Raw genomic sequence first — 26,037 nt, forward strand, 5'->3', positions numbered from 1 at the left:
GTGGCGTTCCGTGCGGAGACGCTATGGCGGCGATAGCCAAAGCCCTTGCGCGAAGCGCTCTCAACCCCCTCGATAGAACGAAATGAACGAAGGCCACCCCGTGCAGGCCCTGTGGTGCGATCCAGCCGACGGCGTCGTCGCGCGGATCGTCCGCGCGCTCGCCGAGCGCCAGCTGCATGCCGCCCGCACCGTGGTGCTGGTGCCGTACGCGCAGCTGATGGGCGTGGCGCGCGCCATGTGGGCGCGCTGCGGCAGCCCGGGCTTCGTGCCGCGCTTCGAAACCACCCACAACTGGGCTCGCAGTGCGGGAGGCTTCGTGCCGACGGGCTACGACATCGCCCACGACATGGCGCGCGATCTGGTCACGGCGCAGGCCCTGCTGTCGCAGGCGGGCTTCCATGCCGAGCGTTTTGCCCTGGCCGGCCGCGTCGTCGAACTGGCCTATCAGCTCGCGCCCCTGGCGGCCGCGGCAACGCCTGAAGCGCGGGGCGGCGAATGGGCCGAGCGCGCGGCGAGCGTGGCCGATGCGAGCAGCGAGTCGGAATGGTTTCGCATCGAAAGCGCGCTGATCCGCATCGCGGTGGCGTGGACCTCGACCTCGGGCTATGCCACCGACGTGCTGCAGCGCGAATCCACGCGTGCCCAGGTCGATGCGCTGATCGTGCTCGAGGGCTTCCAGGCCGATCCGCTCACCCAGTCGCTGTGCAAGCTGTGGGGCGAGCATGCCCTTCATGTTTCGCTCGTGCCTTCGGGGCCTCCCGCGCAGACCTGTGCCTCGCACGTCGCCCTGGACCCCGAGGACGAGGCCGAGCTGGCCGCCGCCTGCGTGCTGCGCCATCTCGCCGAAGGCCGTGCCCCCGTCGCCTTGGTGGCGACCGATCGCGCGCTCACCCGCCGCATCAGCGCCCAGCTGAGCGCACAGGGCGTCGTCACGCACGACGAAACAGGCTGGAAGCTCTCGACCACGCGCGCCGCCGCAACGCTGATGAGCGCGCTGCGCGCCTGCGCCCACGACGCCACCAGCGACCAGGTGCTCGAATGGCTCAAGAGCGGCGCCGACGGCGATTCGCCCATCGTCCAGTCGCTCGAAGCCCGCCTGCGTCAGGAGGCCATGCGCGACTGGTCGACCTGGTGCGCGCTGATGACCCGCAGCGAGAAGTCCAAGGACACCGCGTTGCTCGTCTTCACCGAAGCCATCGAGGCGCGCCGCGCCCCGATGGCCCGCTCGCGCCCCTTGGCCGAGTGGCTGCGCGCCCTGCGAGAACTGCTGGAGGCCAGCGGCCAGTGGACCCTGCTCGACGAAGACCTGGCCGGCGGCAAGGTGATCGGTGCGCTGTGGCTCGATGCTGGCGCCCATGGCGACGACGAGGACGAGTTCCCCGGCGGTCGCCACACCCTGGCCGAATTCACCGCCTGGGTCCGCGACGTGCTGGAAGACGCGAGCTTCGTGCCCCCCGCGGGCGACCAGGCCCCGCGCGTCGTCGTGCTGCCGCTCTACCAGCTGCTGGGCCGGTCCTTCGGCGCCGTGGTCGTCCCGGGCTGCGACGACCGTCGCCTGCCCGCGTCGCCCGAGCCGCCCGGCAACTGGAGCGCCGCGCAGCGCCTCGAACTGGGCCTGCCGTCGCGCGAAGCGCTCGAAGCGGCCCAGCGCGCAGCCTGGGCCGCAGCCTTGCACAACCCGTCGTGCGAACTGGTCTGGCGCCATTCCGACGCCAGCGGCGAGCCGGTGCGGCCGAGCCCGCTCGTTCAGGCGCTGCAGCTCGACCACGCGCTTCAGCCCTCGGCCGACCCGCGCACGCCGCGCGAGGTGGCCGTGAAGCCGACCGGATACCCGACGCCCTCGGGTGCGCTCCTGCCGCTGCAGAACATCTCCACCAGCGTCTACGAAGACCTGCGCCGCTGTCCCTACCGCTTCTTCGCATTGCGCCAACTGGGCCTGCGCAGCGCCGACGAACTCGATGCCGAGGTCGACAAGCGCGACTTCGGCAACTGGCTGCATGCCGTGCTCGGCCACTTCCACGAGGCGCTGGCCGAGGCCCCGACGCCGGACGCGCAGGAGCGCATCGCCCTCATCGAGGAGGCTGCCCGGCGCTCGACGCAGGAGCTGGGGCTGTCCGACGCCGAATTCCTGCCTTTCGCCGCCGCATGGCCCGCGGTGCGGGACGGCTATCTGGCCTGGCTGAGGGGGCACGAGGCTGCCGGCGCCGTCTTCGCCGAGTCCGAACCGTGGAAGGAGCAGTCGCTGGGCGATCTGCGCCTCATCGGCCGGCTCGACCGCATCGACCGCATGCCCGACGGCCAGGCTTTCGTGATCGACTACAAGACCGAGTCCGCCACCGTCAGCAAGGAGCGCGTGAAGGACCCCACCGAAGACACGCAGCTGGCTTTCTACGCCGCGCTTGTGGCCGACGACACCTTGCGCGCCGCCTACGTGAACGTGGGCGAGAAGGCCGCCGGCACGCAGACCGTCGAGCAGCCCGCCGTGGTCGAGGCGCGCGACGCGCTGGTGACCGGCATCATCGACGACTTCAGGCGCATCTCGCAGGGCGCGGCGCTGCCGCCGCTGGGCGAAGGCGCCGTCTGCGACTACTGCGCCGCGCGCGGCCTGTGCCGCAAGGACTTCTGGGACGAGGCGTCGCCGCCCCCGGGTGTCGAAGCCACCGGAGGCGATACACAATGAACGGCGCAGCCTACGAACACAACGGCCGGCACGTCATGCGCGAGGCCTTCTACATCGTGGCCTGCGATCCGCGCCGCTCGGTCGCGGTCGAGGCCTGCGCCGGCGCGGGCAAGACCTGGATGCTGGTCTCGCGCATCCTGCGAGCGCTGCTCGAGGAGGGCGATAGCGCCTGCGAGCCGCACGAGATCCTGGCCATCACCTTCACGAAGAAGGCCGCCGGCGAAATGCGCGAGCGGCTCGACCAGTGGCTGGAAGACTTCGCGCAGCGCCCGCCGGAAGAACTGGTCGCCCAGCTCGTGATGCGCGGCATGGAGCCCGCGGATGCATCCGTCGCTGTGCCACGGCTCAAGGGCCTCTACCGGCGCCTGCTCGAAGGGGGCAGGCCGGTGCAGTTCCGCACCTTCCACGCATGGTTCGCGGGCCTGCTGCGCAATGCGCCGCTCGCGGTGCTGCGCGAGCTGGGCCTGCCTTCGAACTACGAACTGCTCGAAGACGACGCCGAGGCGCGCGGCCACACGTGGCGGCCGTTCTTCGAGGCCGTCACTGCCAACAAGGAGGCGCTGGCCGACTACTACGCCGTCGTTGCCACGTACGGCCGCTCGCAGACGGCCAAGGCCCTGAGCGAGGCGCTGTCCAAGCGCGTCGAGTTCTCGCTGGCCGACGCCGAGAACGCGGTGCAGCATTTCAGCGCGCTCTACCCGGCGCTCGAAGGACTGGACGAGCCGACCGAGGCCCTGCGCGGCGAGCAGGTCCGCCGCCGCTGGCTCGACCGCGCCGCCGCGCTCGGCCGCGAGAGCAACAAGACGCCGCAGAAGGCGGCCGAAGCCATCATCGACGTGTTCGGCACGGGTGAGCCGGCCAGCGATGCGCTGGCTGCCGGGCTTGCCCACCTGCGCAAGAACTTCTTCGTCGCTACCGAAGATCGCCTCAACAAGAACCTGCAGAAGTTTCCCGCCGCGCAGGAGGCCGAAGCCGAGCTGCAGGTGCTGTGCGCCGCGCAGGCCCAGCATGCCGCGTGGCTCTACCAGCAGCGCATGACCCGTCTGACGCGCCTGCTGATCGCCGCCTTCGCCGACGTGAAGCGCGCCCACGGCTGGGTCGACATGAACGACGTGGAGCAGGCGGCCCAACTGCTGCTCGGCCAGTCGGCGCTTTCTGGCTGGGTGCAGGAGCGGCTCGACGCGCGTATCGCGCACCTGCTGATCGACGAATTCCAGGACACGAATCCGCTGCAGTGGCAGGCGCTGTACGGCTGGCTCAGCGCCTACACCGGCGCTCAGGGCCGCGCGCCCCGAGTCTTCATCGTGGGCGACCCGAAGCAGAGCATCTACCGCTTCCGCCGCGCGGAGCCGCAGGTGTTCATCGCCGCGAAGAAGTTCGTGCGCGAAGGCCTCGACGGCGAGCTGCTGAACTGCGACCACACGCACCGCAACGCACAGTCGGTGGTCGGGCTGGTCAACGCGGCGATGCTGGCTGCGCAGGAAGCCGGCGAATTCGACGGCTACCGCGCCCACACTACCGAGCGCCGCGACGATGGCGAGCTGCTCAGCCTGCCGGCCATCGACCGCGACGCGGTCGGCACCGACGCGGCTGAAGCCGCACCCGCCGACGACGGCATGCTGCACTGGCGCGACAGCCTCATCACGCCGCGGGTGCTGCCCGAGGAGCAACTGCTGCAGAAGGAATGCGAGCAGGCCGCGCGATGGGTGGCACAGCGCATCGCCGACGGCACGCAGCCCAGCCGCATCATGGTGCTGGCGCGCAGGCGCAGCCGGCTCTCGGCCATGCAGGACGCGCTGCGCCAGCGCCACATTCCCGTGCAGCAGCCCGAGAAGAACGATCTGCACGACGCGCCGGAGGTGCAGGACGTGGTCGCGCTGATCGACGCGCTGGTGTCGCCCGCGCACGATCTTTCGCTGGCCAGGGCGCTGAAGTCGCCGGTGTTCGGCATCGACGACGAGGCGCTGGTGCAACTCGCGCTGCGCCAGCGCGAGCGCGGCCCGGTGAGCTGGTTCGCGCTGATCCAGAAGGACGAGAGCCTGCCGCCGGTGCTGGTCGAGGCGGGCGTGCGGCTCAAGCGGTGGCAGCGCTGGCTGATGACGCTGCCGCCTCATGACGCGCTCGACGCGATCTTCCACGACGGCGACCTGCTTGCGAAGTTCGGCGCCGCAGTGCCGGCCGCCATGCGGCAGAGTGCGCTGGCCAACCTGCGCGGCGTGCTGTCGGCATCGCTCGACATCGACGGCGCGCGTTTCGCCACGCCATACGCACTGGTGCGCGCACTGCGCGCGGGCGGCGTGCGGGCTCCGACCGTGGCCGCGCCCGAGGCGGTGCAGCTGCTGACCGTGCACGGCGCCAAGGGGCTGGAGGCCGATACGGTGCTCATGCTTGATTGCGACGCCCCGCCGCCGCGCGCCCAGACCATGGGCGTGCTGGTCGAATGGAAGGGCAGCGACAGCGCGCCGACGCGCTTCGTGTTCCTCGCGAGCGAGAAGACGCCGCCGGCCTGTGCCGCCGCGCTTCTCGAGGAAGAACAGCGCGCGCGCCATCGCGAGGAACTCAATGGCCTGTACGTCGCCGTCACGCGGGCACGCGAGCGGCTGGTGCTGTCGTCGGTGAAGCCGGCGCGTGCCAACGAAGGCAGCTGGTGGTCGCGCCTGCAGCCGCTGTGCGAGCCGACCGAGGCCGACGAGCCGCTGGTCGCGCTGGCCACCGAAACCGGCGCCGCCAGCTTCGCGATGAAGCACATGCCGCAGGCGCCCGTGCCTGTCGAAGTGCCGTCTTCAAAGAAGGCGGCAGGCACCACCGTCGACGCGCGCGCAGCCGCCTTCGGGCAGGCCATGCACCGGTTGCTCGAATGGGCGGTGCCGGGCGAGCCGCTGTCCGCGGCGCATGTGCGCGCCGCCGCCCGCGAATTCCTGCTCGATGCGCAGCAGGCACGCGGTGCCGCCGCGCTGGCCCAGCGCATCCGCGCGGGGCAGGGCGCCTGGGTGTGGGACGATCGCAGGGTCGACTGGCATGGCAATGAAGTCACGCTGGTGCACGAAGGCGAGACCCTGCGCATCGACCGGCTGGTGCGCGAGCGCGACAGCGGTGTCTGGTGGGTGCTCGACTACAAATCCGCGGCGCGCCCCGAACGGGACGCCGCCCTGATCGCACAGATGCAGCGCTATCGCGCGGCAGTGCAACATGCCTATCCCGGTGCCGGCGTGCGTGTCGCGTTCCTCACCGGGCAGGGCGAACTGGTGAATCTCGAATGACTGTTTCCCCGACCGTCGCCGTCATCGGCGGCGGCCCCGCCGGCCTGATGGCGGCTGAAGTATTGAGCGCTTCCGGCGCGCAAGTGCATGTCTACGACGCGATGCCCTCGGTGGGCCGCAAGTTCCTGCTCGCCGGACGCGGCGGACTGAACCTCACGCACTCCGAGCCCTTCGACGCATTCATGAGCCGCTTCGGCGAACGCCGCGCGCAACTCGAGCCGATGCTCGCGCAGTTCGGGCCGCAACAGGTGCGCGAATGGGCGAGCGGGCTGGGCATCGAGACCTTCGTGGGGACTTCGGGGCGCGTGTTTCCGACCGACATGAAGGCCGCGCCGCTGCTGCGGGCCTGGTTGCACCGGCTGCGCGCGGCGGGCGTGCAGTTCCACATGCGGCATCGCTGGGTGGGCGGCGAGGCTTTCGATCCGGCGTCGTTGCGATTCGCTACGCCGGCTGGCGAAATCACGGCCAGTGCCGATGCCGTCGTGCTGGCGCTGGGTGGCGCAAGCTGGGCGCGGCTTGGTTCCGACGGTGCCTGGGCTCCCTGGCTGCAGGCGCGGCGCATCGACGTTGCACCATTGCAGCCTGCCAACTGCGGCTTCGACGGAGCAGGTTGGAGCGAGCATTTCTCCAGCCGCTTTGCGGGCCAGCCCTTCAAGTCGGTCGCGATCTCGTTCACAGACAGCCACGGACGGCAGTTCGCGCGCAAGGGCGAGTTCGTCGCGACCGCGACCGGCATCGAGGGCAGCCTGATCTACGCCGCGTCGGCCTTGTTGCGCGACGAGATCGCCGAAAAGGGAAGCGCGACGCTGCTGCTCGACCTGCTGCCCGACCGCAGCGCCGAGCAGGTGCTGGCTGCCGTCAAGCACCCGCGCGGCGCGCGTTCGCTCAGCAGCCACCTCAAGAGCAGGCTCGGCCTGGAGGGCATCAAGGCCGGCGTGCTGCACGAGGCACTGAGCCGCGAAGCGATGCACGACCCGGTGCAGCTGGCGGCGACGATCAAGGCCGTACCCCTGAAGCTCGTCGCGGCCCGGCCGATCGACGAGGCCATCAGCACGGCAGGCGGCGTGCGCTTCGAGGCGCTGGACGCACAGCTCATGTCGAAGGCGCTCTCTGGCGTGTTCGTGGCGGGGGAGATGCTCGATTGGGAGGCGCCGACTGGCGGCTACCTGCTGACGGCTTCGATGGCGAGCGGTGCGGCGGCAGCGCGCGGCGCGATCCGGCTGCTGGGCCCTTGAAGGCCTGACTTCGCGCCGGAGATTTTTTCGCTGGAGATTTGTTTTTGCGGGCCCCGTTTCATTTCGCATGGAATGAAACGAAACCGCTGAAGAGGTTGACGAGCCTTACCCCTGGCACTGACTACGCAGTTAGGGCTGCTTGGTTCCCCACCTGACCCGGTTGGCCACTTCACCATGCAGGGAGGCCCGTCAAAGCGCATTGTAACCCCTTGGGGAAGCCCGCACTCCCATGCGTGAGGTTCGCGGGACAGTGTCGCGCCTCCTTTTAGAATGCCCGCAATGTCTTATCTCGTGCTCGCCCGCAAGTTCCGCCCGAAAACCTTCGGTGAGATGGTCGGCCAGGGGCATGTGGTCCAGGCGCTCGAGAACGCGTTGACGACGCAGCGCCTGCACCATGCATACCTCTTCACCGGCACCCGGGGTGTCGGCAAGACCACGGTCTCGCGCATTCTTGCGAAGTCGCTCAATTGCCAGGGGCCGGACGGGCAGGGCGGCATCACGGCCACGCCGTGCGGTGTCTGCCAGGCCTGCCGCGACATCGACGCGGGCCGCTTCGTCGACTACACCGAGCTCGACGCGGCCTCCAACCGTGGCGTGGACGAAGTTCAGTCGCTGCTCGAGCAGGCGGTCTACAAGCCGGTTCAGGGGCGCTTCAAGGTCTTCATGATCGACGAAGTGCACATGCTGACCAACACCGCGTTCAACGCGATGCTGAAGACGCTCGAGGAGCCGCCCGAATACCTCAAGTTCGTGCTGGCCACGACCGACCCGCAGAAGGTGCCGGTCACGGTGCTGTCGCGCTGCCTGCAGTTCAACCTGCGGCCGATGGCGCCCGAGACGGTGCTCGAACACCTCACCGCCGTGCTCCAGACCGAGAGCGTGCCGGCCGAGCCGCAGGCACTGCGCCTGCTGGCGCGCGCTGCGCGCGGCTCGATGCGCGACGCGCTCTCGCTCACCGACCAGGCCATTGCATTCGGCAACGGCGAGCTGGTGGAAGCCGGCGTGCGCCAGATGCTCGGCAGCGTCGATCGTGGCCATGTGTTCCGCTTGATCGAGGCGCTGGCGCAAGGCGACGGCAAGACGGTGGTCGAGACGTCGGAGGCGCTGCGCGTCGATGGCATGTCCGCCGCTTCCACGCTGGAGGAAATGACGGCCGTGCTGCAGGCCATGGCGGTCTTGCAGGCAGTGCCTTCGCGTGCGGAAGCGGCTGATGCCGCCACCGACCCCGACGCCGCCGATACCGCGCGCCTCGCCGCGCTGATGCCGGCCGACGAAACCCAGTTGCTCTACAGCCTGTGCCTTCATGGGCGTGGCGAGCTGGGACTGGCACCCGACGAGTACGCCGCGCTGACCATGGTGCTGTTGCGGTTGCTGGCCTTCAAGCCTTCCAGCGCAGCCGCTTCGACGGTCTCCCCGGAAAAAAAAACTCTGAATGAAGCTGCGGCTGCGGCGCCGCAGGCTCCGGTGCACGCGGTTCCGCCTGCTCCGGCTCCCGCGCCAGTCGTTCGGCCGCCGGTCGAAGCGCCCGCTGCGGCTGTACGGGCTCCGGCTCCGGCACCTGTGGTTCAAGCCGCCGCGCCGGTTCCTGCAGGCCACCGCCTTGCCGTGGTCGACGAACCCCGGCAGGCCGAGCCTCGTCCCGACGGCGCCGGCGATGCCCCCGCCAAGGTCGTCGGCGTGCCGATCCGCGTGCAGCCGCCGCCGAGCGCGCGCGATACCCCGCGCCCTGACGAGCCCCGCAGCACCTTCACGCCGATTCCGACCAGCGAGGACGGCGACTTCTGGTACGCCACGGTCACGCAGCTGGTTGCTGCCGAGGCCATTACTGCACTGGCGCGCGAGCTCGCCCTGCAGTCGCAGCTGGTGGGCCGCGACACCGACCAGTGGCTGCTGCGCATCGAACGCGAGACGCTCAACCAGCCGTCCGCCCGCGAGAAGCTCACCGTCGCGCTCAACGGCGCGGGCCACAACGTCAAGCTCGCCATCGAGGTCGGCGGCGTGGTCGATAGCCCCGCGCGCCGCAACAAGCAGGCGGCCGACGAGCGCCAGCGCCTGGCCGAGGAAGCCATCATGAGCGACCCCGAGGTACAGGCGCTGATGCGCGATTTCGACGCGAAGATCGTCCCCGGCACGCTCAAGCCGGCCTGAGTTCGCGTCTCCCGTATCCTTCACCCACTTTCCAACCAGACAGATCAGGACCAACGATGTTCAACAAAGGACAACTGGCCGGCCTCATGAAGCAGGCACAGGCAATGCAGGACAACCTCAAGAAGGCCCAGGAAGAACTGGCCACCATCGAGGTCGAAGGCGAATCCGGCGCCGGCCTCGTCAAGGTCGTCATGACCTGCAAGCACGACGTCAAGCGCATCACCATCGACCCCAGCCTGCTGGCGGACGACAAGGACATGCTCGAAGACCTCGTGGCCGCGGCCTTCAACGCCGCCGTGCGCAAGGCAGAGGAAACCAGCGAGCAGAAGATGGGCAAGCTCACGGCCGGCATGCCCGGCCTGCCGCCCGGCATGAAGCTGCCGTTCTGAACGGGCGGCCCGGATAGATGGCAGACGCCAGTTCGCTCGACGCATTGGTCGATGCGCTTCGCCGCCTGCCCGGCGTCGGCGTCAAGTCGGCCTCGCGCATGGCGTTCCATCTGCTGCAGCACGACCGTGAGGGCGCGCAGCTGCTCGCGAGAGCCCTGCAACAGGCGGCCGGCCAGGTGCGGCATTGCGAGCGTTGCAACACCTTCACCGAGGCGCCGGTCTGCCACGTCTGCCTCGATGTGCGACGCGATCCGACCAAGCTCTGCGTGGTCGAGACGCCGGCCGACCAGGCCGCGCTCGAGCGCACCGGCGCGTTCCGCGGCTACTACTTCGTGCTGATGGGCAAGCTCAGTCCGCTCGACGGCATCGGGCCGAAGGACATCGGCCTGCAGAAGCTCTTCGACCGCGCGCGCGACGGCACGGTGAGCGAGGTCATCCTCGCCACCAACTTCACGGCCGAAGGCGAGGCCACCGCGCACGTGATCGGCGAGGCGCTGAAGCAGCGCGGCCTTACCGTGACGCGACTCGCGCGCGGCGTGCCGGCGGGCAGCGAGCTCGAATACGTCGATCTCGGCACCATCGCGCACGCCCTTGTGGATCGCAGATAGAAACCATGACTCTCTCGCTGCTCACGGTCGCCTACTGGTGCGTGCTGATCGCCTGCGTACTGCCGTATCTCGCGGCGTGGATCGCCAAGGCCGGCAGCTTCGGTCCGCGCGACAACCAGCATCCGCGCGAATGGGCCGCCAAACAAAGCGGCTGGCGCGCACGCGCCAACAGCGCGCAGGCCAACAGCTTCGAAGGCCTGCCGTTCTTCATCGGCGCGGTGATCATCGCGCACCAGCTCGGCGCGGCGCAGGCGCGTCTCGACATGCTCGCGGTGGCCTACGTGGTGCTGCGCGCGATCTATCTCGCGCTCTACATCAGGGGCATCGGAAGCGCGCGCAGCGCTGTCTGGGCACTCGCGTTTCTGGTCAATATCGCGATACTTTTTCTGGCTCGCTGAAGCCTTGGCGAAGGCTTCTCGGCGAGGCCTTCATGCTTACGTGAAAACCCGCACGGGATGACCCCGATGCAGTTGCCTGTTACGGCCCCTAAGCTCGATTCAGTTTCTTACGAATCACAGAGCCCATACGCAACAGTACGGGCAATAGTTCGGGCAATAGCTTCAGGCAAGTTTTCATGCTTCATCGCCGCACTCTCATTTCTGCTTCCGCCATCGCCGCCGCAACCATCGCGTTGCCGCGTGTCTTTGCGCAGCAGGCGAAGCTGGAGAAGACGAAGATCTCCATCGCGGTCGGCGGCAAGGCAGCGTTCTACTACCTGCCGCTCACCATCTCCGAGCAGCTCGGCTACTTCAAGGCCGAAGGGCTCGACGTGGAAATCTCCGACTTCGCCGGCGGCGCGCGTGCATTGCAAGCGGTGGTCGGCGGCTCGGCCGACGTGTGCTCGGGCGCCTATGAGCACACCATCAACCTGCAGGCCAAGAACCAGTTCTTCCAGGCCTTCGTGCTGCAGGGCCGCGCACCGCAGATCGCGGTGGGCGTGTCGACCAAGAACATGGCCGGCTACACCGGCATCCAGGATCTCAAGGGGAAGAAGATCGGCGTCTCGGCACCGGGTTCGTCGACCAACATGGTGGCCAACCTCGTGCTGTCGCGCGGCGGGCTCAAGGCCAGCGATGTGAGTTACATCGGCGTCGGCGTGGCTGCTGGTGCTCTCACCGCGCTGCGTTCGGGCCAGATCGACGCCATCAGCAACACCGACCCGGTGATGACGATGCTCGAGCAGAAGGGCGACGTGAAGATCATCAGCGACACGCGCACGCTCAAGGGCACGCAGCAGGTGTTCGGCGGCACGATGCCGGCGGCCTGCCTCTATGCGTCGTCCGATTTCGTCCAGAAGAATCCCAACACCTGTCAGGCGCTGGCGAATGCCATCGTGCACGGGCTGAAGTGGCTGCAGACCGCGGGGCCGGGTGACATCATCAAGACGGTGCCAGAGACCTACCTGCTCGGCGACCGCGCGCTGTACCTCGCTTCGTTCGACAAGGTGCGCGAGTCGATCGCCACCGACGGCCTCGTGCCCACCGACGGCCCCAAGACCGCGCTCAATGCGATCGCGAGCTTCGACACCACCGTGAAGGCCGACAAGATCGACCTCGCGAAAACCTACACCAACGATTTTGCAAGGCGCGCCAAGGACAGGTTCAAAGCCTGACCCCGCACGTCCCGCGACCCGGCTCAGGCCGGGTTTTTTCTGCCATGTCCGACCACGCACTCGAACTCCTCTCCATCAGCTGCACCTTTCTCTCGAAGGACGACCCCGGCCAGCGCTACACGGCGGTGGCCGACACCACGCTGCGGGTGAGGGCGGGGGAGTTCGTCTCGGTGGTCGGTCCCACGGGCTGCGGCAAGTCGACGCTGCTGAACGTGGGCGCGGGCCTGCTGGAGCCTTCCTCGGGCACGGTGAAGGTCTTCGGCCAGACGCTCTCGGGCATCAACGCGCGCGCCGGCTACATGTTCCAGTCGGAGGCGCTGATGCCGTGGCGCAGCGCCATCGACAACGTGATGGTGGGCCTGCAGTACCGTGGCGTGCCCGAGGCGCAGGCCCGCGAGCAGGCCGAGGCATGGCTCTCGCGAGTGGGCCTTTCTGGCTTCGGCGATCGCTATCCGCACCAGCTCTCGGGCGGCATGCGCAAGCGCGTGGCGCTGGCGCAGACGCTGGTGCTCGACCCCGACATCATCCTCATGGACGAGCCCTTCAGCGCACTCGACATCCAGACGCGCCAACTGATGGAGAACGAGGTGCTCGAGCTCTGGAGCGCCAAGAAGAAGGCAGTGCTCTTCATTACGCACGACCTCGACGAGGCGATCGCCATGAGCGACCGCGTGGTGGTGCTGTCGGCCGGACCGGCAACGCACCCTATCGGCGAGTTCGTCATCGACCTGCCGCGCCCGCGCGACGTGGCCGAGGTGCGCACGCAGCCGCGCTTCGTCGAGCTGCACACCCAGATCTGGGAGGTGCTGCGCGACGAGGTGCTCAAGGGTTACGCGCAACAACTCAGGAAGGCCGCGTGATGGCACGGCTCGGCCTGAACGAACGCAACGCGCGCTTCTGGCAACTGGCGCTGCTGGCGGTGATCCTGGTGGCGTGGCATGTCGCCTCGCGCAACCAGCAGATCGCCTTCTTCCTCGGCGAGCCGATCCAGGTGGCGGGCCGCATCTGGAGCTGGTTCCTGCCGTTCGAGATTCCGGCGAACACGCTCTTTCCCGAGGGGCTGAAGGGCAACGCCGACATCTACCAGCACCTGGGCACCACGCTGCTCGAGACGGTGCTGGCTTTCGGCATCGGCACCGTGCTGGGGCTGGCCTGCGGGCTCTGGCTGGCGCTCGCGCCCACGGCGAGCCTGATCCTCGACCCGTACATCAAGGCCGCCAACTCAATGCCGCGCGTGATCCTCGCGCCCATCTTCGCGCTGTGGTTCGGCCTGGGCATCTGGAGCAAGGTGGCGCTGGCTGTGACGCTGGTGTTCTTCATCGTGTTCTTCAACGTCTACCAGGGCGTGCGCGAGGTGAGCCCGGTGGTGCTGGCCAACGCGAAGATGCTGGGCGCCAACCAGCGGCAGCTGCTGCGCACGGTGTACCTGCCGAGCGCGACGAGCTGGGTGTTCTCCAGCCTGCACACGTCGGTGGGGCTGGCCTTCGTGGGCGCGGTGGTGGGCGAGTACCTGGGCTCGGCGCGCGGCGTGGGCTACCTGATCCTGCAGGCCGAGGGCACCTTCGACGTCAACACGGTGTTCGCGGGAATCGTGGTGCTCACGGCCTTCGCGCTGGCGCTGGACGGGATCGTCGGCGTCATCGAAAGGCGCCTGATGAAGTGGCAACCCAAGACCGGAGAGACCGAAAAGCTCTAGCGTTGCCCGTGCGATGATCGCGCGCGGCGCCGCAGGGCGCCGCAACGATTCATGGGGGTAAACGAACAATGAGCCACGACAACAACCACAAGCGGGCCACGACCCTGCGCTCGCGCAGCGAGGCGGCACGGGTCTCGAACGAAGAGCTTTTCTTCGACCTGGTCTACGCGTTCTCCGTCACGCAGCTTTCCCACTACCTGCTCGACCACCTCACGCTCCTCGGGGCGCTGCAGACGCTGGTGATGTGGTTCGCCGTCTGGCTGGGCTGGCAGTACACGGCCTGGACCACCAACTGGTTCAATCCCGGCACGCTGCGCATCCGCGGCGTGCTGTTCGCGATCATGCTGCTGGCGATGGTGATGGCCTCGGCGCTGCCCGGTGCCTTCGCCGAGCGCGGGCTTGTGTTCGCCCTGTGCTTCGTGGGCATACAGGCGGGGCGCACGCTGTGCATGCTGATCGCCATCGGCCCGAACGACCCGCTCACGCCCAACTTCCGCCGCCTGCTGGCGTGGAACTGCGTGGCCGGCGTGTTCTGGATCGCCGGCGGCCTGGCCGAGGGGCAGACGCGCCTCGCGCTGTGGTTCGGCGGCGTGCTGTGCGAGTACATCGCACCGATGATCGGCCTGCGCTTTCCGGGCCTGGGCCGCTCACTGACCAGCGACTGGACCATCGACGGCGGCCATCTGGCCGAGCGCTGCCAGCTCTTCGTGATCGTCGCGCTGGGCGAGTCGGTGCTGGCCACCGGCATCGCCTTCGGGCATCACGTCGAGTGGCACGGCATCGACCTGTTCGCGCTGCTCGTGGGCTTCGCGGGCAGCCTAGCGATGTGGTGGATGTACTTCGACACCAGCGCCAAGGAGGCGACGCACGTCATCGAGCATGCGAAGGACCCGGGCGGCATCGGCGCGAAGTTTCACTACACGCACGTGATCCTGGTGGCGGGCATCATCGTCTGCGCCGTGGCGGACGAACTGACGATCGGCGAGGGCTCGCACCATGCCGAGCTGAAGTACCTTGGGGCGCTGATCGGCGGACCGGCGATCTACCTGGCCGGCAACGCGCTCTTCAAGCGCGTGGTGCGCGGCTTCCTGCCGCAGTCTCATCTCTTCGGGCTGGGCTTTCTGGCCGTGCTCGCGATCTTCGCGTCGCACATGACGGTGCTGGTGGTGGGAACGCTCACCACCGTCATCATGATCGGCGTGGCCACGATGGAGGCCATCGTGCGCAGGAGGGCCCAGCACGCCGCGAAGGCTCACTGAGCCTTCGTTGGTTTGCGGTTTTTCAGCGCTTCAGCGCTTCTTCTTGGAGGGCGTGCCGCCGCGCTTCTCGCGCACGACCTGCTGCTTGCTGCTGGCAGGTACCTTGACGACACTGCCGGCGCCGCGCGGAGCTGCTGCCTTCGAAGGCGTGCCACCACGGCGAGCCGGGGCCGCTGCTGCATGCGAGGTTGCGCGGACGCCGCTGCCCGCGCGGGCAGCGACTGTCGCGCGCACGGGCAGGTACACCACCACGCTGTAGCCGCGCTTGAACGCGTGGTTCGGCTTCACGTCGTTCCACTCGGCCACGTTGGCGGGCTTGAGGTTGTAGCGGCGCGCGATGCTCGCCACGCTGTCGGCGCGGCCTGCCTTCACGGTCGTGCGGCGCGTGACGATTTCGGGCTGGAAGCTCAGGTGGCCGCCGTCGGCCACCACGGCAGCCACGTCTTCCTTCACGCGGGCGCCGCGCGGCACGATCAGCGTCGAGCCGGTCTTGATGAGCATCCGCGGCGGGATGTTGTTGATGGAGCGCAGGTCGTTCTCGCTCATGCCCGAGCGCTGGGCGGCGTCGGCCACCGTCATGGTGTTGGGCACGACCCAGGCGGTCCAGCTGGCGTACTGGCCCTGCGAGTAGGCGTCGAAGTTGCGCTGGAAGACGGCGGCGTTGTCCCACGGCAGCAGGATCTGCGGCGTGCCGGCGGCGATCAGCACCGGCTTGTGCGCGGCCGGGTTCAGCGCGCGGAAGTCCTCGAGGCGCACGTCGGCCAGCTTGGCTGCAAGCTCCACGTCGAGGTCGCGCGTGAGCGTGACGGTCTGGAAGTACGGGTGATTGGCGATCAGCGGCAGCTCGGTGTTGAAGGCCTGCGGATTCGCCACGATGTTCTTCACCGCCTGCAGCTTGGGCACGTACATGCGCGTCTCGGCGGGCATGGTGAGGTCGCTGTAGGTGGTGGGCAGGCCCAGGCGCTGGTTCTTGGCGATGGCGCGGCTCACGCTGCCTTCCCCCCAGTTGTAGGCGGCCAGCGCGAGCTGCCAGTCGCCGAACATGCCGTAGAGCTTCTGAAGGTAGTCGAGTGCTGCGCGGGTGGAGGCCACCACGTCGCGGCGGTCGTCGCGGAAGATGTTCTGCTTCAGGTCGAAGTCCGTGCCGGTGGCCGGCATGAACTGCCACATGCCCGCCGCGCGCGCGCTGGAAATGGCCTGCGGGTTGAACGCGCTCTCGATGTAGGGCAGCAGCGCCAGCTCGGTCGGCATGTTGCGCCGCTCGAGCTCCTCGACGATGTGGAAGATGTACTTGTTCGAGCGCTCCGTCATGCGCTGGATGTAGTCGGGCCTGCTGGCATACCACTGCTCGCGGTCGCGCACCAGGTCGTTGTCCAGGTTCTGCATCTTGAAGCCGCGGCGGATGCGGTCCCACATGTCGACCGGCGGGGCGAGCGTGACGACGCTCTGCGAATGGGCCTGGCCGCTGGCCAGCGGGGAGAGTGCGTCGCGCGGATAGACGGGGGCCGCGCTGCCGGCGACCCTGGAGCCGGTGCCGCCGGCCTGCGACGACGAGGAGGGGGAAGAAGAGGAGGAAGAAGCGCTGTTGTTGTTCGTGCCCGCGCAGCCCGCGAGCACCAGTGAACCTGCAAGGCAGGTGGCAGCAATCAGTTTCATCGGAAGTCGTTTTTCCATTGGCGCAGTGCGGCGAACACGTCGGCCTCGGCTGCATCGGCAGCCAGCTCGGCGTGGGCACGCACCGCTCGAAGGACAGTGGCTTCGCGGCTGCGAAGAAAGGGGTTGACCTGGCGTTCGATGGCCAGTTGCGACGGCAGCGTGGGCTGCCCCTTCGCGCGCAGGCTTTCGCAGCGCGCGTTGTAGTGAGTCAGCTCGGCGTTGGCCGGTTCCACCGCCTGCGCGAAACGCAGGTTAGAAAGTGTGTATTCGTGGGCGCAGCACACGCGCGTGTCGCCGGGCAATGCGGCGAGTGCGTCGAGCGAGGCCAGCATCTGCGCGGGCGTGCCCTCGAAGAGACGCCCGCAGCCGCCGGAGAAGAGCGTGTCGCCGCAAAAGAGCAGGGGAGCGTCTTCGCGCGAGGTTTGGGCGGCCGGCAGGAAGTACGCGATATGCCCGGCGGTATGGCCAGGCACGTCGATGACCTCGAAGCGCAGTCCGAGGGCCTCGGCGATGTCGCCTTGCGCCAGCGGCGTGAAGGGCTCGGGAATGCGCTCGCGCGCCGGGCCCCATACCTTGGCTCCGGTTGCCGCGTGCAGCGCGGCCACGCCTCCCGTGTGATCGGGGTGATGGTGCGTGACTAGAATCGCGGCCAGCTGCAGCTTGGCACGTGCCAGTGCGTCGAACACCGGCTGGGCATCGCCCGGATCCACCACGATGGCGTGGGACCCGTCGTGCAGCATCCAGATGTAGTTGTCAGCGAAGGCAGGCAGCGGAACAAGGGTCATGAGCGGTCAAATTATAGGTTTGCAGGATTGGTTCGCGACCCCCCCGGGGCGGTACCTGCTGGCTTGGGAGCAGGCCCAGTTCGATCAGGCGGTGGCCGATGTATTCGGCTATCACGCGCTGCAGCTGGGCGCCGCCGAGGTCGACGGCCTGCGCGCCAACCGCATGCCGCACCGCTGGCTGGCGCTGGACGACCCGGCCCGCGGGGGCAAGGCGACGCTGCTCACGGACTTTGCCGCCCTGCCGTTCGCGGCCAACAGCCTCGACCTGGTGGTGCTGCCGCACGCGCTCGAACTGAGCCCAGACCCTCACGCGACCCTGCGCGAGGTCGAGCGGGTGCTGGTGCCCGAGGGCCGGGTGGTGATCTGCGGGCTCAACCCGACCAGCCTCTGGGGCATGCGGCAACGCCGCGCGCACGTCTACCGCCGGCTCGGCATCGGCGATCTTTACCTGCCCGAAGGCGGGGAGTTCATCGGCTACTGGCGCATGCGCGACTGGCTGCGCCTGCTGAGCTTCGAGGTGGAGTCGGGCCGTTTCGGCATCTACCGGCCGGCCGTGCGCAGCGAGGCCTGGCTGGAGCGCCTGCGCTGGATGGACACTGTGGGCGAGCGCTGGTGGCCGATCTTCGGCGCGGCCTACTTCCTGGTCGCGGTGAAGCGGGTGCGCGGCATGCGCATGCTCAGTGCCGACTGGCGCCGTGCCGGTGCCCGCGCAACGGCGCCAGTGCCCATTGCAGGCAAGGTGCATCGCGACGGGGCTGGCAAGAATTGGAAAAAATGAAAGATCGGAATCGAATGAAGAAGAAGGAAATGTCAGCTTGAACGAAGTCGTGATCTACACCGATGGCGCATGCAAGGGTAATCCCGGCCCCGGTGGCTGGGGCGCGTGGCTCAAGTCGGGCGCCAGCGAGAAGGACCTGTTCGGCGGCGAACTCAACACCACCAACAACCGCATGGAGCTGACCGCCGTCATCGAAGGACTGGCCGCGCTCAAGCGGCCCTGCAAGGTGCTGCTGTACCTCGACAGCCAGTACGTGCGCAAGGGCATCACCGAATGGATCCGCGGCTGGAAGGCCAAGGGCTGGGTCACCGCCAGCAAGGAGCCGGTGAAGAACGTCGAGCTCTGGAAGCGGCTCGACAAGCTGGTCAACGAGGGCGGCCACCAGATCGAATGGCGCTGGGTCAAGGGCCACTCTGGCGACCCGGGCAATGAGCGCGCCGACATGCTCGCCAACAAGGGCGTGGACAAGGCCCTGGGCCGCATCTGATCGGTTGAGTCCTTCAAGGACACCGAGGAACCGGCTCCGCCGGGCCTCAGGTGTCGCCCCCGGCGAGGGGGTGGCGAAGCGACACGAAGTGCGCGAAGCCTGGGGGAGTGCTAAGTGTTCCCGTCGAACATCATCACGTCGACCTCTTCGCCGGGCGCGACGCTGCCCTGGTCATGGTGCAGCACCACGAGCCCGTTGGCTTCCAGCATCGAGCTCAGCACGCCCGAGCCCTGGTTGGCCGCCACGCAAACCTCCGGCAGCGCGCCGGGCACGTTCTTCACGAAACCGCGTTGATATTCGGTGCGGCCCGGCTTCTTGCGGATCGGGCCCGTGCTGCGCGCGCGCAGCATCGGCGGTGGCGCGGCGGCAGCCTCGTGGCAGCCCATCATGCGCAGCAGGGCCGGCCGCACGAAGGCCAGGAAGGTCACCATCACCGCCACCGGATTGCCCGGCAGGCCGAACAGCACGGCCGGTGGGTTCGACGAGGGCTCCTCGCGCGGGATCAGCCCGACCGCCAGCGGGCGGCCCGGCCGCATGGCCACGCGCCAGAAGGCCATGTCGCCCAGTTGCTGCATCACGGCGCGCGTGTGGTCGGCCGCACCCGCGCTCACGCCACCGCTGGTGACGATGGCATCGGCCTCGCGCGCCGCGCGTCGCAGCGTGGCGGCGAGCGTGGCCGGGTCGTCGCGCACGAGTCCGAGGTCGAGCACCTCGCAGCCCAGCCGCGTGAGCAGGCCGATCACGGTATAGCGGTTGCTGTCGTACACGGCGCCTTCGCGTGGCGCATCGCCCAGGCTCAGGATCTCGTCGCCGGTCGAGAAGCAGGCCACCCGCAGCCGCCGCAGCGCGGGCACGCCCGGCAGGCCGAGGCTCGCGACCATGCCGAGCGCCGCGGGCGAGAGGCGCTCGCCCTTGCGCAGCGCCGGCTGGCCCTTCATGAGGTCCTCGCCGGCGAAGCGGCGGTTGTCGCCGCGGCGCAGCACCCTCGCGGGGAAGCACACGCGATCGCCGTCGACCTTGCAGAACTCCTGCGGGATGACGGTGTCCAGGCCCGCCGGCATCATCGCGCCGGTCATGATGCGCACCGCATCGCCCGGCCCGAGCGCGCCGCGCCATGCGGATCCGGCCAGCGCCGTGCCCGCCACGCGCAGCGTGACGGAGGCGTCGATGGGTGCGTTGGCGGGCAGCACGGCGCCGTCGAAGGCGTAGCCGTCCATGGCGGAGTTGTCGTGCGGCGGCACGCTGATGGGCGAGACGATGTCCTCGGCCAGCACACGGCCGAGCGCTTCGGACAGCGAGACGCTCTCGCGCCGGGTGACGACGGCCGTGGCCGTCAGCTGCGAAAGAAAGGCGTGGACGGCCTCGACGCTCAGGTCGGCGTCGTCATGGCCCGCGAGGGCGGAAGCGAGTTCTGCGATGCGGCTCATCTCATCGGTTTTCGAGGGCGTGCAGTTCGGCCAGCGTGTTGGCGTTGAAGAACGCGTCGGGCGCGTCGCCGGGGCGGTCGAAGGGCACCTGCACCGCGCGGTGCTGCGCGATCCACGTGTGGACCTTGCGGCCGCCGGCCGTGGTGTAGCGAAGCAGGCTGTCGCGCAGGCCGGCGCGCAGCAGGCAGAAGACGGGCTGGGGGCGCAGCGCCGTGCCGCCGTCTTCGGAGGGCTCGGGCGCGACGGCCATGGCGATATCGGCCTGGCCGGCCACCGCGGCTTCGGCGAGGCGGGCGGCGAGATCGGGCGGGAAGAGGGGCGTGTCGCAGGGCACGGTCAGCAGCCAGGGCGTGGCGCAGTACTCCAGCCCGGTCAGGAAGCCCGCCAGCGGGCCGGGGTAGTCCGCGAGGCTGTCGGGCCACACTGGCGCGCCGAAGGCTTCGTATTCGGCGAGGTTGCGGTTGGCATTGACCATGAGCGTGCCGACCTGCGGCGCAAGCCGCCGCATCGCATGCAGCGCCAGCGGCGCGCCGTTGAACGGTTGCAGGCCCTTGTCGACGCCGCCCATGCGCGAACCGCGACCGCCGGCCAGCACAAGCCCCGTGATGTCGGCGGACGCGATGCTGGCGTGCGCGGGCATGGCGGGCGCCTGCCTCATCCGCCGATGTAGCTCATCTCGACGCGGCGCTGGCCCTTGGAGCCCGCGTCGCCGCTGCTGCTGTCGCCGTCGGGGCCGCGCAGGGAGCGCAGCTCGGAGTAGCGGTCGGCGCGGCCCTGCCAGATATGGCCGATGGCCGAGGCGATGTCTTCGTCGCTGGCGTTGCCGCGCAGCAGCGGGCGCAGGTCGTGGCCCGCGCTCGCGAAAAGGCACAGGTACAGCTTGCCCTCGGTGGACAGCCGCGCGCGGCTGCAGTCGTGGCAGAAGGCCTGGGTGACGCTGCTGATGACGCCGATCTCGCCGCCGCCGTCGGCGTACGCCCAGCGCCGGGCGGTTTCGCCGGGCGAGGTGGCTCCCAGCGGCACCAGCGGGAATTCGGCGTGGATGCGCGCGATGACCTCCGCCGACGGCAGCACTTCGTCCATGCGCCAGCCGTTGGTGGCGCCCACGTCCATGTATTCGATGAAGCGCAGCACCACCTTGCCGCCGTGGTGGGTGCGGAAGTAGCGCGCCATCGGCAGGATCTCCTGCTCGTTGGTGCCGCGCTTGACCACCATGTTGACCTTGACGGGCCCCAGGCCCGCGGCCAGCGCCGCGTCGATGCCGGCGAGCACGTCGGCCACCGGGAAGTCGACGTCGTTCATGTGGCGGAACACGGTGTCGTCGAGGCTGTCCAGGCTCACCGTCACGCGCTGCAGGCCGGCGGCGTGCAGCCGGGCGGCCTTGCGCGCGAGCAGCGAGCCGTTGGTGGTCAGCGTCAGCGCCAGCGGTTCGCCCGTGGGCGTGCGGATTTCGGCGAGCTGCTCGATCAGGCCCTCGATGTTCTTGCGCAGCAGCGGCTCGCCGCCGGTCAGCCGGATCTTGCGCACGCCGTGCGCGGCGAACAGCCGGGCCAGCCGCGTCATTTCCTCGAAGCTCAGCAGCGCGCTGTGCGGCAGGTACTTGTAGTCCTTGTCGAACACGTCCTTGGGCATGCAGTAGCTGCAGCGGAAGTTGCAGCGATCGGTCACGCTGATGCGCAGGTCGGTCAGGGGCCGGCCCAGCCGGTCGAGCAGCATGCCCGTGGCGGGCACGGCGACCTCTGGCACGGCCACGACGGGGCGTGCGCGGCCGATGCTGGAGATCGGAATGACGGTGCTGCTGCTGTTCTTCATGGCTTCGTGAGGCGGGGCCCGATTTTGCGCCAGGCCCCAAGGGCCTGCGGAACACAGGCTACTTGATCACCGCCGCATAAATCATGTCCCGGGTCAATGTTCTGCAATGTCGTGGCCTGAATTGCGTCGATTGGAGCACCGGCACCGCGAACATCCCGCCCTCATGGTTTCGTCTCCTGGCGCTATCCGCGGCAGAGCTTCAGGTTCGTGCGCGTGGCGCGGACCACCGGCAGGAAGATCTCGGCGTCGGCCGGCGGGTAGTTTTCCTTGATGCCGTCGTCGGTGCGGGCGGCGTCCTCGGCCAGCGGCTGCAGCGTCTTGAGGCAGGCGGCGCGGTCGTTGAGCTTGTACTGCGTGAGCGCGAGGTCGTTGCGCAGCCAGGCCTTGGTGATCCAGTCGAGCGTCCTGTCGCAGTCCGAGAGCACGGGCGAGAGGGTGGTCTGGGCGGCCGCGTAGTCCTTCGCGTCGTACTGGCGCTTGAAGGTCTTGCGCGAGCCGGCCACGGCCTTGTCGGTGCAGGAGGGGGCGGGGCGGATGTAGGCGCCCTCGAAATCGGCGCGCATGCCGCAGTAGCCGCGGCATTGGTCCGAGCCGTTGGTCGTGATCTGCACCTTGTCGGCATTGGCCGCGAAGTTCACCACGCACCCGGTGTCGTCGAGCTTGGCCTTGCCGCGCACGATGCTGCCGTCGAGGGCGCAGGTGTGGGCGTTGGCGCCGATGGTGGTGATATCGAAGTGCCCGTTCGGCTTGATGCGCAGCGAGCCGCTGCCGCCTTCGTAGATGTAGTCGCCGGCCGGCGGCGTGGCGGTCTCCGCGACGGCGAGGCCGGCGCCAAGGAGCAGTGCGAAGGGAAGAAGGATGGATCGTGCGAGCTTCATCGTTGGAGATCTCCCGGAAAACATGCTGCAGGGCAGTGTATCGATCGTTGCCGGAAGCTTCCGCGAATGGCCGATTTCCGCCATTCGAATCGACTATGTCTTGACGTAGACAATGAGAATTCCTATCATTTGAACGCCTGAATACGCAGCACGTCGACGACGCAAAGGGCTCTTCCAATCAAGGAGCTTCCCGACCGTGCCGCACACCCTCCCAGCCTTGCCCTATGCCTTCGATGCGCTCGAACCCCACATCGACGCGCAGACGATGGAAATCCACCATGGCAAGCACCACCAGACCTATGTGAACAACCTCAATGCGGCGCTGAAAGACACGCCGCACGAGGGAACGCCGGTCGAAGAGCTGATCGCCAGCCTCGAGCAACTGCCCGAGGCGCTGCGCGCGCCGGTGCGCAACAACGGCGGCGGCCATGCGAACCACACCCTGTTCTGGACCGTGATGGCCCCCGTCGGCCAGGGTGGCGGCGGGGTGCCCGCTGGTGCGCTGGCCAAGGCCATCGACGCCGACCTGGGTGGCTTCGATGCCTTCAAGGAGGCTTTCACCAAGGCCGCCCTCACGCGCTTCGGCAGCGGCTGGGCATGGCTGTCGGTGGGCCCCGGCGGCAAGCTCACGGTGGAGAGCAGCGGCAACCAGGACAGCCCGCTGATGCGCGGCATCGGCTCGGGCAACACGCCGATCCTCGGGCTCGACGTGTGGGAGCACGCCTACTACCTCAAGTACCAGAACCGCCGCCCCGAATACATCGCGGCTTTCTACAACGTCGTGAACTGGGCCGAAGTGGCCCGGCGCCACGCTGCCGCGACCGGCGGCTGAGGAGCAATCCATGAACGAGCCGCAGCAGGTGACGACGGCCGGCCGGCAGTCGAAACCGGCCCGCCCGATGCGCGAACGGGTCGGCTTCGCCATCGTCGCGGCAGGCGTGCTGGTGGGCACCCTGCAGTTCTGGCAGTTCGTGCGATCCGACCCGCTGGTGTGGAACGCCTTGCTCGGCGGTTCGGTCGCCGCGCTGGCTACCGCGCTCGGCACGCTGCCCGTGCTGTTCTCGCAGAAGCTTCCCGATCGGCTGCAGGACACGCTGTTCGGCTTCGGCGCGGGCGTGATGCTCGCGGCCAGCGCCTTCTCGCTGATCATTCCGGGCCTGGAAGCCGCGAAGAACGCCGGCACCTTCGGCGGCGGAAGCTGGGCCGCGGGTGGGGTGATCGGCTCCGCCATCCTGCTCGGCGGCATTGCCTTGATGGTGATGGACCGTGTGCTGCCGCACGAGCACTTCATCAAGGGCCGCGAAGGCAACGTTGCCAAGCAACTGCGCCGCACCTGGCTCTTCGTGTTCGCGATCGCGCTGCACAACGTGCCTGAGGGCCTGGCCATCGGCGTGGGCTACGCGGCCAACAACGGCCTGCGCGCCGACGCGCTGGCCACCGGCATCGCGATCCAGGACGTGCCCGAGGGGCTGGTGGTTGCGGTGGCGCTGCTGGCCGCCGGCTACAGCCGCGTGTTCGCGGTGCTGATCGGCATGCTCTCGGGGCTTGTGGAGCCGCTGGGCGCCGTGCTGGGCGCAGCCGTCGTCGGCCACTCGGCGATGCTGCTGCCCTGGGGGCTGGGCTTCGCGGCGGGCGCAATGCTCTTCGTGATCAGCCACGAGATCATTCCCGAGTCGCACCGCAAGGGGCACGAAGCTTTCGCCACCAGCGGGCTGATGATCGGCTTCGTGTTGATGATGCTGCTGGACACCGCGCTAGGCTGACGCGCCCCGCGCGGCATATCGGCATCAGCCGTGCTTGACGGCGACGGTTTTCAGTGTGGTGAAACCGTACAGGGCCTCGAAGCCCTTCTCCCGGCCATAGCCTGAAGACTTCACGCCGCCGAAGGGCAGCTCGACGCCGCCGCCGGCGCCGTAGTTGTTGATGAACACCTGTCCGCTCTTCACGCGCTTGGCCATGCGGAACTGGCGCGCGCCGTCTGCCGTCCACACGCCGGCCACCAGGCCAAAGTGCGTTGCGTTGGCCAGCGCCACGGCTTCGTCTTCATCGGCGAACTGCATCGCGGCCAGCACCGGGCCGAACACTTCTTCCTGCGCGAGGCGGTGGTCCACCGGAACGTCGCGCAGCAGGGTGGGGGCCTGGTAGAAGCCGGTCTCGGGCGCTTCCTCGACCACGATGCCCTGCGCCACCATCGGGATGCCGGCGTGCTGCGCGTCGCTCAGGAAGTCCCAAACGCGCTGCTGCTGCGTCTGGCGGATCAGCGGACCCACGTCGAGGTCCATGGCTGCGGGGCCCACGCGCAGGGCCTCGAAGGCATGGCCCAGGCGTTCGAGCAGCGGTTCGTAGATGTCGCGCTGGATCAGCACCCGCGAACCGGCCGAACAGGTCTGGCCGGCGTTCTGCACGATGGCGTTGATCACCACTGGAATGGCCGCGTCCAGGTCGGCATCCGCGAAGATGATCTGCGGGCTCTTGCCGCCCAGCTCCAGCGTGACGGGGCAATGCCGCTCGGCCGCCACCTGCTGGATCAGCGTGCCGATCTTCGGGCTGCCGGTGAAGCTGATGTGGTCGATGCCGGCATGCCGGGCGAGTGCGTCGCCCACCTCGTGGCCGTAGCCGGTCACGATGTTCAGCGCGCCGGCGGGAAAGCCGACCTCGGCCGCCAGCTGCGCCACGCGGATCAGCGAAAGGCAGGCGTCTTCCGCCGGCTTCACCACGCACACATTGCCCGCCGCCAGGGCGCCGCCCACGCTGCGCCCGAAGATCTGCATCGGGTAGTTCCAGGGAATGATGTGGCCGGTCACGCCGTGCGGCTCGCGCCAGGTGAAGACGCTGTAGCCGTCCTGGTATGGAATGGTCTCGCCGTGCAGCTTGTCGCAGGCGCCGGCGTAGAACTCGAAGTAGCGCACCAGCGCCACGGCGTCGGCGCGGGCCTGCTTGACGGGCTTGCCGCAGTCGCGCTGCTCGATCAGCGCGAGCTCGTCGACATGCTCGGCGATCTTCTGCGAGAGCTTGAAAAGCAGGCGGCCGCGGTCGGCGGCGCTGACCTTGTGCCAGACACCCTCGAAGCAGTCGCGCGCGGCGCGCACGGCGGAGTCGATGTCGGCGGCGTTGCTGCGCTGGATTTCGTCGAAGGGCTGGCCGTCGGAGGGGTCGATGACCGGCAGGGTGCGGCCGGAGGAGGACGGAACGTCCGCGTTGGCGATGTAGTTGAGCTGCATGGGGCTGGATTTTGCGCGATGCATGCGAAACCCGTGGTCAAGCGGCGGATGGCAACTCGATGCGCTGTCGTGAATATGGATACATCAGAAATGAATCCCTAAGTGT

At 68.7% G+C, this 26,037-nt stretch carries 22 protein-coding genes and 1 other RNA gene; 15 read left to right on the forward strand and 8 right to left on the reverse strand.

Annotated elements, in window-relative coordinates; translation table 11 throughout:
• Nucleotides 1-82 precede the first annotated feature (82 nt).
• Genes SFB74_RS14570 through SFB74_RS14580 form a run of 3 tightly spaced genes read left to right on the forward strand, consistent with a single transcriptional unit; the run spans nucleotide 83 to nucleotide 7,175 of the window.
• Entirely contained in the window at nucleotides 83-2,680 is a 2,598-nt protein-coding gene (locus SFB74_RS14570) for a PD-(D/E)XK nuclease family protein (RefSeq protein ID WP_432731492.1), read from the forward strand.
• Entirely contained in the window at nucleotides 2,677-5,940 is a 3,264-nt protein-coding gene (locus tag SFB74_RS14575; protein WP_432731493.1) for a UvrD-helicase domain-containing protein, read from the forward strand. Before SFB74_RS14570 ends, SFB74_RS14575 begins: the two co-directional genes overlap by 4 nt.
• A complete protein-coding gene (locus tag SFB74_RS14580) occupies nucleotides 5,937-7,175 on the forward strand; it encodes a TIGR03862 family flavoprotein (RefSeq protein WP_432731494.1) in 1,239 nt (412 codons plus the stop codon). The genes SFB74_RS14575 and SFB74_RS14580 overlap by 4 nt, the downstream gene beginning before the upstream one ends.
• Before the next feature lie 94 nt (nucleotides 7,176-7,269).
• Here the strand turns inward: SFB74_RS14580 and ffs are convergent.
• Nucleotides 7,270-7,366: signal recognition particle sRNA small type (gene ffs / locus SFB74_RS14585), an RNA gene on the reverse strand.
• Nucleotides 7,367-7,454: 88 nt separating this feature from the next.
• On the opposite strand from ffs, the gene dnaX reads away from it, so the two are divergent.
• The 8 genes from dnaX to SFB74_RS14625 all read left to right on the forward strand — a co-directional run bounded on the left by dnaX (nucleotide 7,455) and on the right by SFB74_RS14625 (nucleotide 14,887).
• Entirely contained in the window at nucleotides 7,455-9,323 is a 1,869-nt protein-coding gene (gene dnaX, locus SFB74_RS14590) for a DNA polymerase III subunit gamma/tau (protein WP_432731495.1), read from the forward strand.
• Nucleotides 9,324-9,379: 56 nt separating this feature from the next.
• The gene (locus SFB74_RS14595; RefSeq protein WP_012747441.1) at nucleotides 9,380-9,712 is read left to right on the forward strand and encodes a YbaB/EbfC family nucleoid-associated protein; all 333 of its coding nucleotides are present in this window, start codon (nucleotides 9,380-9,382) and stop codon (nucleotides 9,710-9,712) included.
• A 17-nt stretch (nucleotides 9,713-9,729) separates the two neighbouring features.
• Nucleotides 9,730-10,320: a recombination mediator RecR gene (recR, locus tag SFB74_RS14600; RefSeq protein ID WP_432731496.1), complete on the forward strand. Its 591-nt coding sequence runs from the start codon at nucleotides 9,730-9,732 to the stop codon at nucleotides 10,318-10,320.
• 5 nt (nucleotides 10,321-10,325) lie between these two features.
• The gene (locus SFB74_RS14605; protein ID WP_432731497.1) at nucleotides 10,326-10,718 is read left to right on the forward strand and encodes an MAPEG family protein; all 393 of its coding nucleotides are present in this window, start codon (nucleotides 10,326-10,328) and stop codon (nucleotides 10,716-10,718) included.
• Nucleotides 10,719-10,894: 176 nt separating this feature from the next.
• Nucleotides 10,895-11,932, forward strand: a complete 1,038-nt coding sequence (locus tag SFB74_RS14610) for an ABC transporter substrate-binding protein (protein WP_432731498.1) — start codon at nucleotides 10,895-10,897, stop codon at nucleotides 11,930-11,932.
• Between the two features lie 44 nt (nucleotides 11,933-11,976).
• On the forward strand, nucleotides 11,977-12,792 hold the full coding sequence (locus SFB74_RS14615) for an ABC transporter ATP-binding protein (RefSeq protein WP_432731499.1): 816 nt from the start codon (nucleotides 11,977-11,979) through the stop codon (nucleotides 12,790-12,792).
• Nucleotides 12,792-13,628, forward strand: a complete 837-nt coding sequence (locus tag SFB74_RS14620) for an ABC transporter permease (RefSeq protein ID WP_432731500.1) — start codon at nucleotides 12,792-12,794, stop codon at nucleotides 13,626-13,628. The genes SFB74_RS14615 and SFB74_RS14620 overlap by 1 nt, the downstream gene beginning before the upstream one ends.
• 68 nt (nucleotides 13,629-13,696) lie before the next feature.
• Nucleotides 13,697-14,887: a low temperature requirement protein A gene (locus tag SFB74_RS14625; RefSeq protein WP_432731501.1), complete on the forward strand. Its 1,191-nt coding sequence runs from the start codon at nucleotides 13,697-13,699 to the stop codon at nucleotides 14,885-14,887.
• Between the two features lie 30 nt (nucleotides 14,888-14,917).
• On the opposite strand, the gene SFB74_RS14630 is transcribed toward SFB74_RS14625, so the two are convergent.
• Both SFB74_RS14630 and gloB read right to left on the reverse strand, forming a co-directional pair.
• Nucleotides 14,918-16,543 carry a transglycosylase SLT domain-containing protein gene (locus tag SFB74_RS14630; protein ID WP_432731502.1) on the reverse strand — a complete coding sequence of 542 codons (1,626 nt, stop codon included), beginning with the start codon at nucleotides 16,541-16,543 and terminating at the stop codon, nucleotides 14,918-14,920.
• On the reverse strand, nucleotides 16,540-17,328 hold the full coding sequence (gene gloB, locus SFB74_RS14635) for a hydroxyacylglutathione hydrolase (protein ID WP_432731503.1): 789 nt from the start codon (nucleotides 17,326-17,328) through the stop codon (nucleotides 16,540-16,542). The genes SFB74_RS14630 and gloB overlap by 4 nt, the downstream gene beginning before the upstream one ends.
• Nucleotides 17,329-17,347: 19 nt before the next feature.
• On the opposite strand from gloB, the gene SFB74_RS14640 reads away from it, so the two are divergent.
• Nucleotides 17,348-18,106: a class I SAM-dependent methyltransferase gene (locus SFB74_RS14640; RefSeq protein ID WP_432731936.1), complete on the forward strand. Its 759-nt coding sequence runs from the start codon at nucleotides 17,348-17,350 to the stop codon at nucleotides 18,104-18,106.
• Between the two features lie 37 nt (nucleotides 18,107-18,143).
• Nucleotides 18,144-18,593 (forward strand): ribonuclease HI, encoded by a 450-nt coding sequence (gene rnhA / locus SFB74_RS14645; protein WP_432731504.1) that lies wholly within the window; start codon nucleotides 18,144-18,146, stop codon nucleotides 18,591-18,593.
• Between the two features lie 110 nt (nucleotides 18,594-18,703).
• Here rnhA and moeA read toward each other — a convergent pair whose 3' ends face one another.
• The 4 genes from moeA to SFB74_RS14665 all read right to left on the reverse strand — a co-directional run bounded on the left by moeA (nucleotide 18,704) and on the right by SFB74_RS14665 (nucleotide 22,710).
• Nucleotides 18,704-20,020 (reverse strand): molybdopterin molybdotransferase MoeA, encoded by a 1,317-nt coding sequence (gene moeA, locus SFB74_RS14650; protein ID WP_432731505.1) that lies wholly within the window; start codon nucleotides 20,018-20,020, stop codon nucleotides 18,704-18,706.
• A 1-nt stretch (nucleotide 20,021) separates the two neighbouring features.
• The gene (mobA, locus tag SFB74_RS14655) at nucleotides 20,022-20,660 is read right to left on the reverse strand and encodes a molybdenum cofactor guanylyltransferase MobA (protein ID WP_432731506.1); all 639 of its coding nucleotides are present in this window, start codon (nucleotides 20,658-20,660) and stop codon (nucleotides 20,022-20,024) included.
• 14 nt (nucleotides 20,661-20,674) lie between these two features.
• Complete coding sequence (moaA, locus tag SFB74_RS14660) at nucleotides 20,675-21,832, reverse strand: GTP 3',8-cyclase MoaA (RefSeq protein ID WP_432731507.1); 1,158 nt, start codon at nucleotides 21,830-21,832, stop codon at nucleotides 20,675-20,677.
• A 182-nt stretch (nucleotides 21,833-22,014) separates the two neighbouring features.
• A complete protein-coding gene (locus tag SFB74_RS14665) occupies nucleotides 22,015-22,710 on the reverse strand; it encodes a hypothetical protein (RefSeq protein ID WP_432731508.1) in 696 nt (231 codons plus the stop codon).
• Nucleotides 22,711-22,906: 196 nt separating this feature from the next.
• Here SFB74_RS14665 and SFB74_RS14670 point away from each other — a divergent pair, with 196 nt between their 5' ends.
• Both SFB74_RS14670 and SFB74_RS14675 read left to right on the forward strand, forming a co-directional pair.
• A complete protein-coding gene (locus SFB74_RS14670) occupies nucleotides 22,907-23,542 on the forward strand; it encodes a superoxide dismutase (RefSeq protein ID WP_432731509.1) in 636 nt (211 codons plus the stop codon).
• A gap of 10 nt (nucleotides 23,543-23,552) precedes the next feature.
• Nucleotides 23,553-24,473, forward strand: coding sequence for a ZIP family metal transporter (locus SFB74_RS14675; protein ID WP_432731511.1), 921 nt, complete (start codon nucleotides 23,553-23,555; stop codon nucleotides 24,471-24,473).
• Between the two features lie 24 nt (nucleotides 24,474-24,497).
• Here the strand turns inward: SFB74_RS14675 and SFB74_RS14680 are convergent, their stop codons facing one another.
• Nucleotides 24,498-25,931, reverse strand: a complete 1,434-nt coding sequence (locus tag SFB74_RS14680; protein WP_432731512.1) for an aldehyde dehydrogenase family protein — start codon at nucleotides 25,929-25,931, stop codon at nucleotides 24,498-24,500.
• Between the last annotated feature and the right edge of the window lie 106 nt (nucleotides 25,932-26,037).

The organism is Variovorax xiamenensis (assembly GCF_050916385.1).
GTDB lineage: Bacteria > Pseudomonadota > Gammaproteobacteria > Burkholderiales > Burkholderiaceae_C > Variovorax.

Excerpts from the sequence above, each read along its gene's own strand:
- SFB74_RS14675 (WP_432731511.1), top strand. The coding sequence starts at position 23,553 with ATGAACGAGCCGCAGCAGGTGACGACGGCCGGCCGGCAGTCGAAACCG.
- SFB74_RS14620 (WP_432731500.1), top strand. The coding sequence starts at position 12,792 with ATGGCACGGCTCGGCCTGAACGAACGCAACGCGCGCTTCTGGCAACTG.
- SFB74_RS14580 (WP_432731494.1), top strand. The coding sequence starts at position 5,937 with ATGACTGTTTCCCCGACCGTCGCCGTCATCGGCGGCGGCCCCGCCGGC.
- SFB74_RS14625 (WP_432731501.1), top strand. The coding sequence starts at position 13,697 with ATGAGCCACGACAACAACCACAAGCGGGCCACGACCCTGCGCTCGCGC.
- SFB74_RS14575 (WP_432731493.1), top strand. The coding sequence starts at position 2,677 with ATGAACGGCGCAGCCTACGAACACAACGGCCGGCACGTCATGCGCGAG.
- SFB74_RS14630 (WP_432731502.1), bottom strand. The coding sequence starts at position 16,543 with ATGAAACTGATTGCTGCCACCTGCCTTGCAGGTTCACTGGTGCTCGCG.
- moaA (WP_432731507.1), bottom strand. The coding sequence starts at position 21,832 with ATGAAGAACAGCAGCAGCACCGTCATTCCGATCTCCAGCATCGGCCGC.
- moeA (WP_432731505.1), bottom strand. The coding sequence starts at position 20,020 with ATGAGCCGCATCGCAGAACTCGCTTCCGCCCTCGCGGGCCATGACGAC.
- mobA (WP_432731506.1), bottom strand. The coding sequence starts at position 20,660 with ATGCCCGCGCACGCCAGCATCGCGTCCGCCGACATCACGGGGCTTGTG.
- dnaX (WP_432731495.1), top strand. The coding sequence starts at position 7,455 with ATGTCTTATCTCGTGCTCGCCCGCAAGTTCCGCCCGAAAACCTTCGGT.
- SFB74_RS14595 (WP_012747441.1), top strand. The coding sequence starts at position 9,380 with ATGTTCAACAAAGGACAACTGGCCGGCCTCATGAAGCAGGCACAGGCA.
- SFB74_RS14665 (WP_432731508.1), bottom strand. The coding sequence starts at position 22,710 with ATGAAGCTCGCACGATCCATCCTTCTTCCCTTCGCACTGCTCCTTGGC.
- SFB74_RS14605 (WP_432731497.1), top strand. The coding sequence starts at position 10,326 with ATGACTCTCTCGCTGCTCACGGTCGCCTACTGGTGCGTGCTGATCGCC.
- SFB74_RS14570 (WP_432731492.1), top strand. The coding sequence starts at position 83 with ATGAACGAAGGCCACCCCGTGCAGGCCCTGTGGTGCGATCCAGCCGAC.
- recR (WP_432731496.1), top strand. The coding sequence starts at position 9,730 with ATGGCAGACGCCAGTTCGCTCGACGCATTGGTCGATGCGCTTCGCCGC.
- SFB74_RS14615 (WP_432731499.1), top strand. The coding sequence starts at position 11,977 with ATGTCCGACCACGCACTCGAACTCCTCTCCATCAGCTGCACCTTTCTC.
- SFB74_RS14610 (WP_432731498.1), top strand. The coding sequence starts at position 10,895 with ATGCTTCATCGCCGCACTCTCATTTCTGCTTCCGCCATCGCCGCCGCA.
- SFB74_RS14680 (WP_432731512.1), bottom strand. The coding sequence starts at position 25,931 with ATGCAGCTCAACTACATCGCCAACGCGGACGTTCCGTCCTCCTCCGGC.
- gloB (WP_432731503.1), bottom strand. The coding sequence starts at position 17,328 with ATGACCCTTGTTCCGCTGCCTGCCTTCGCTGACAACTACATCTGGATG.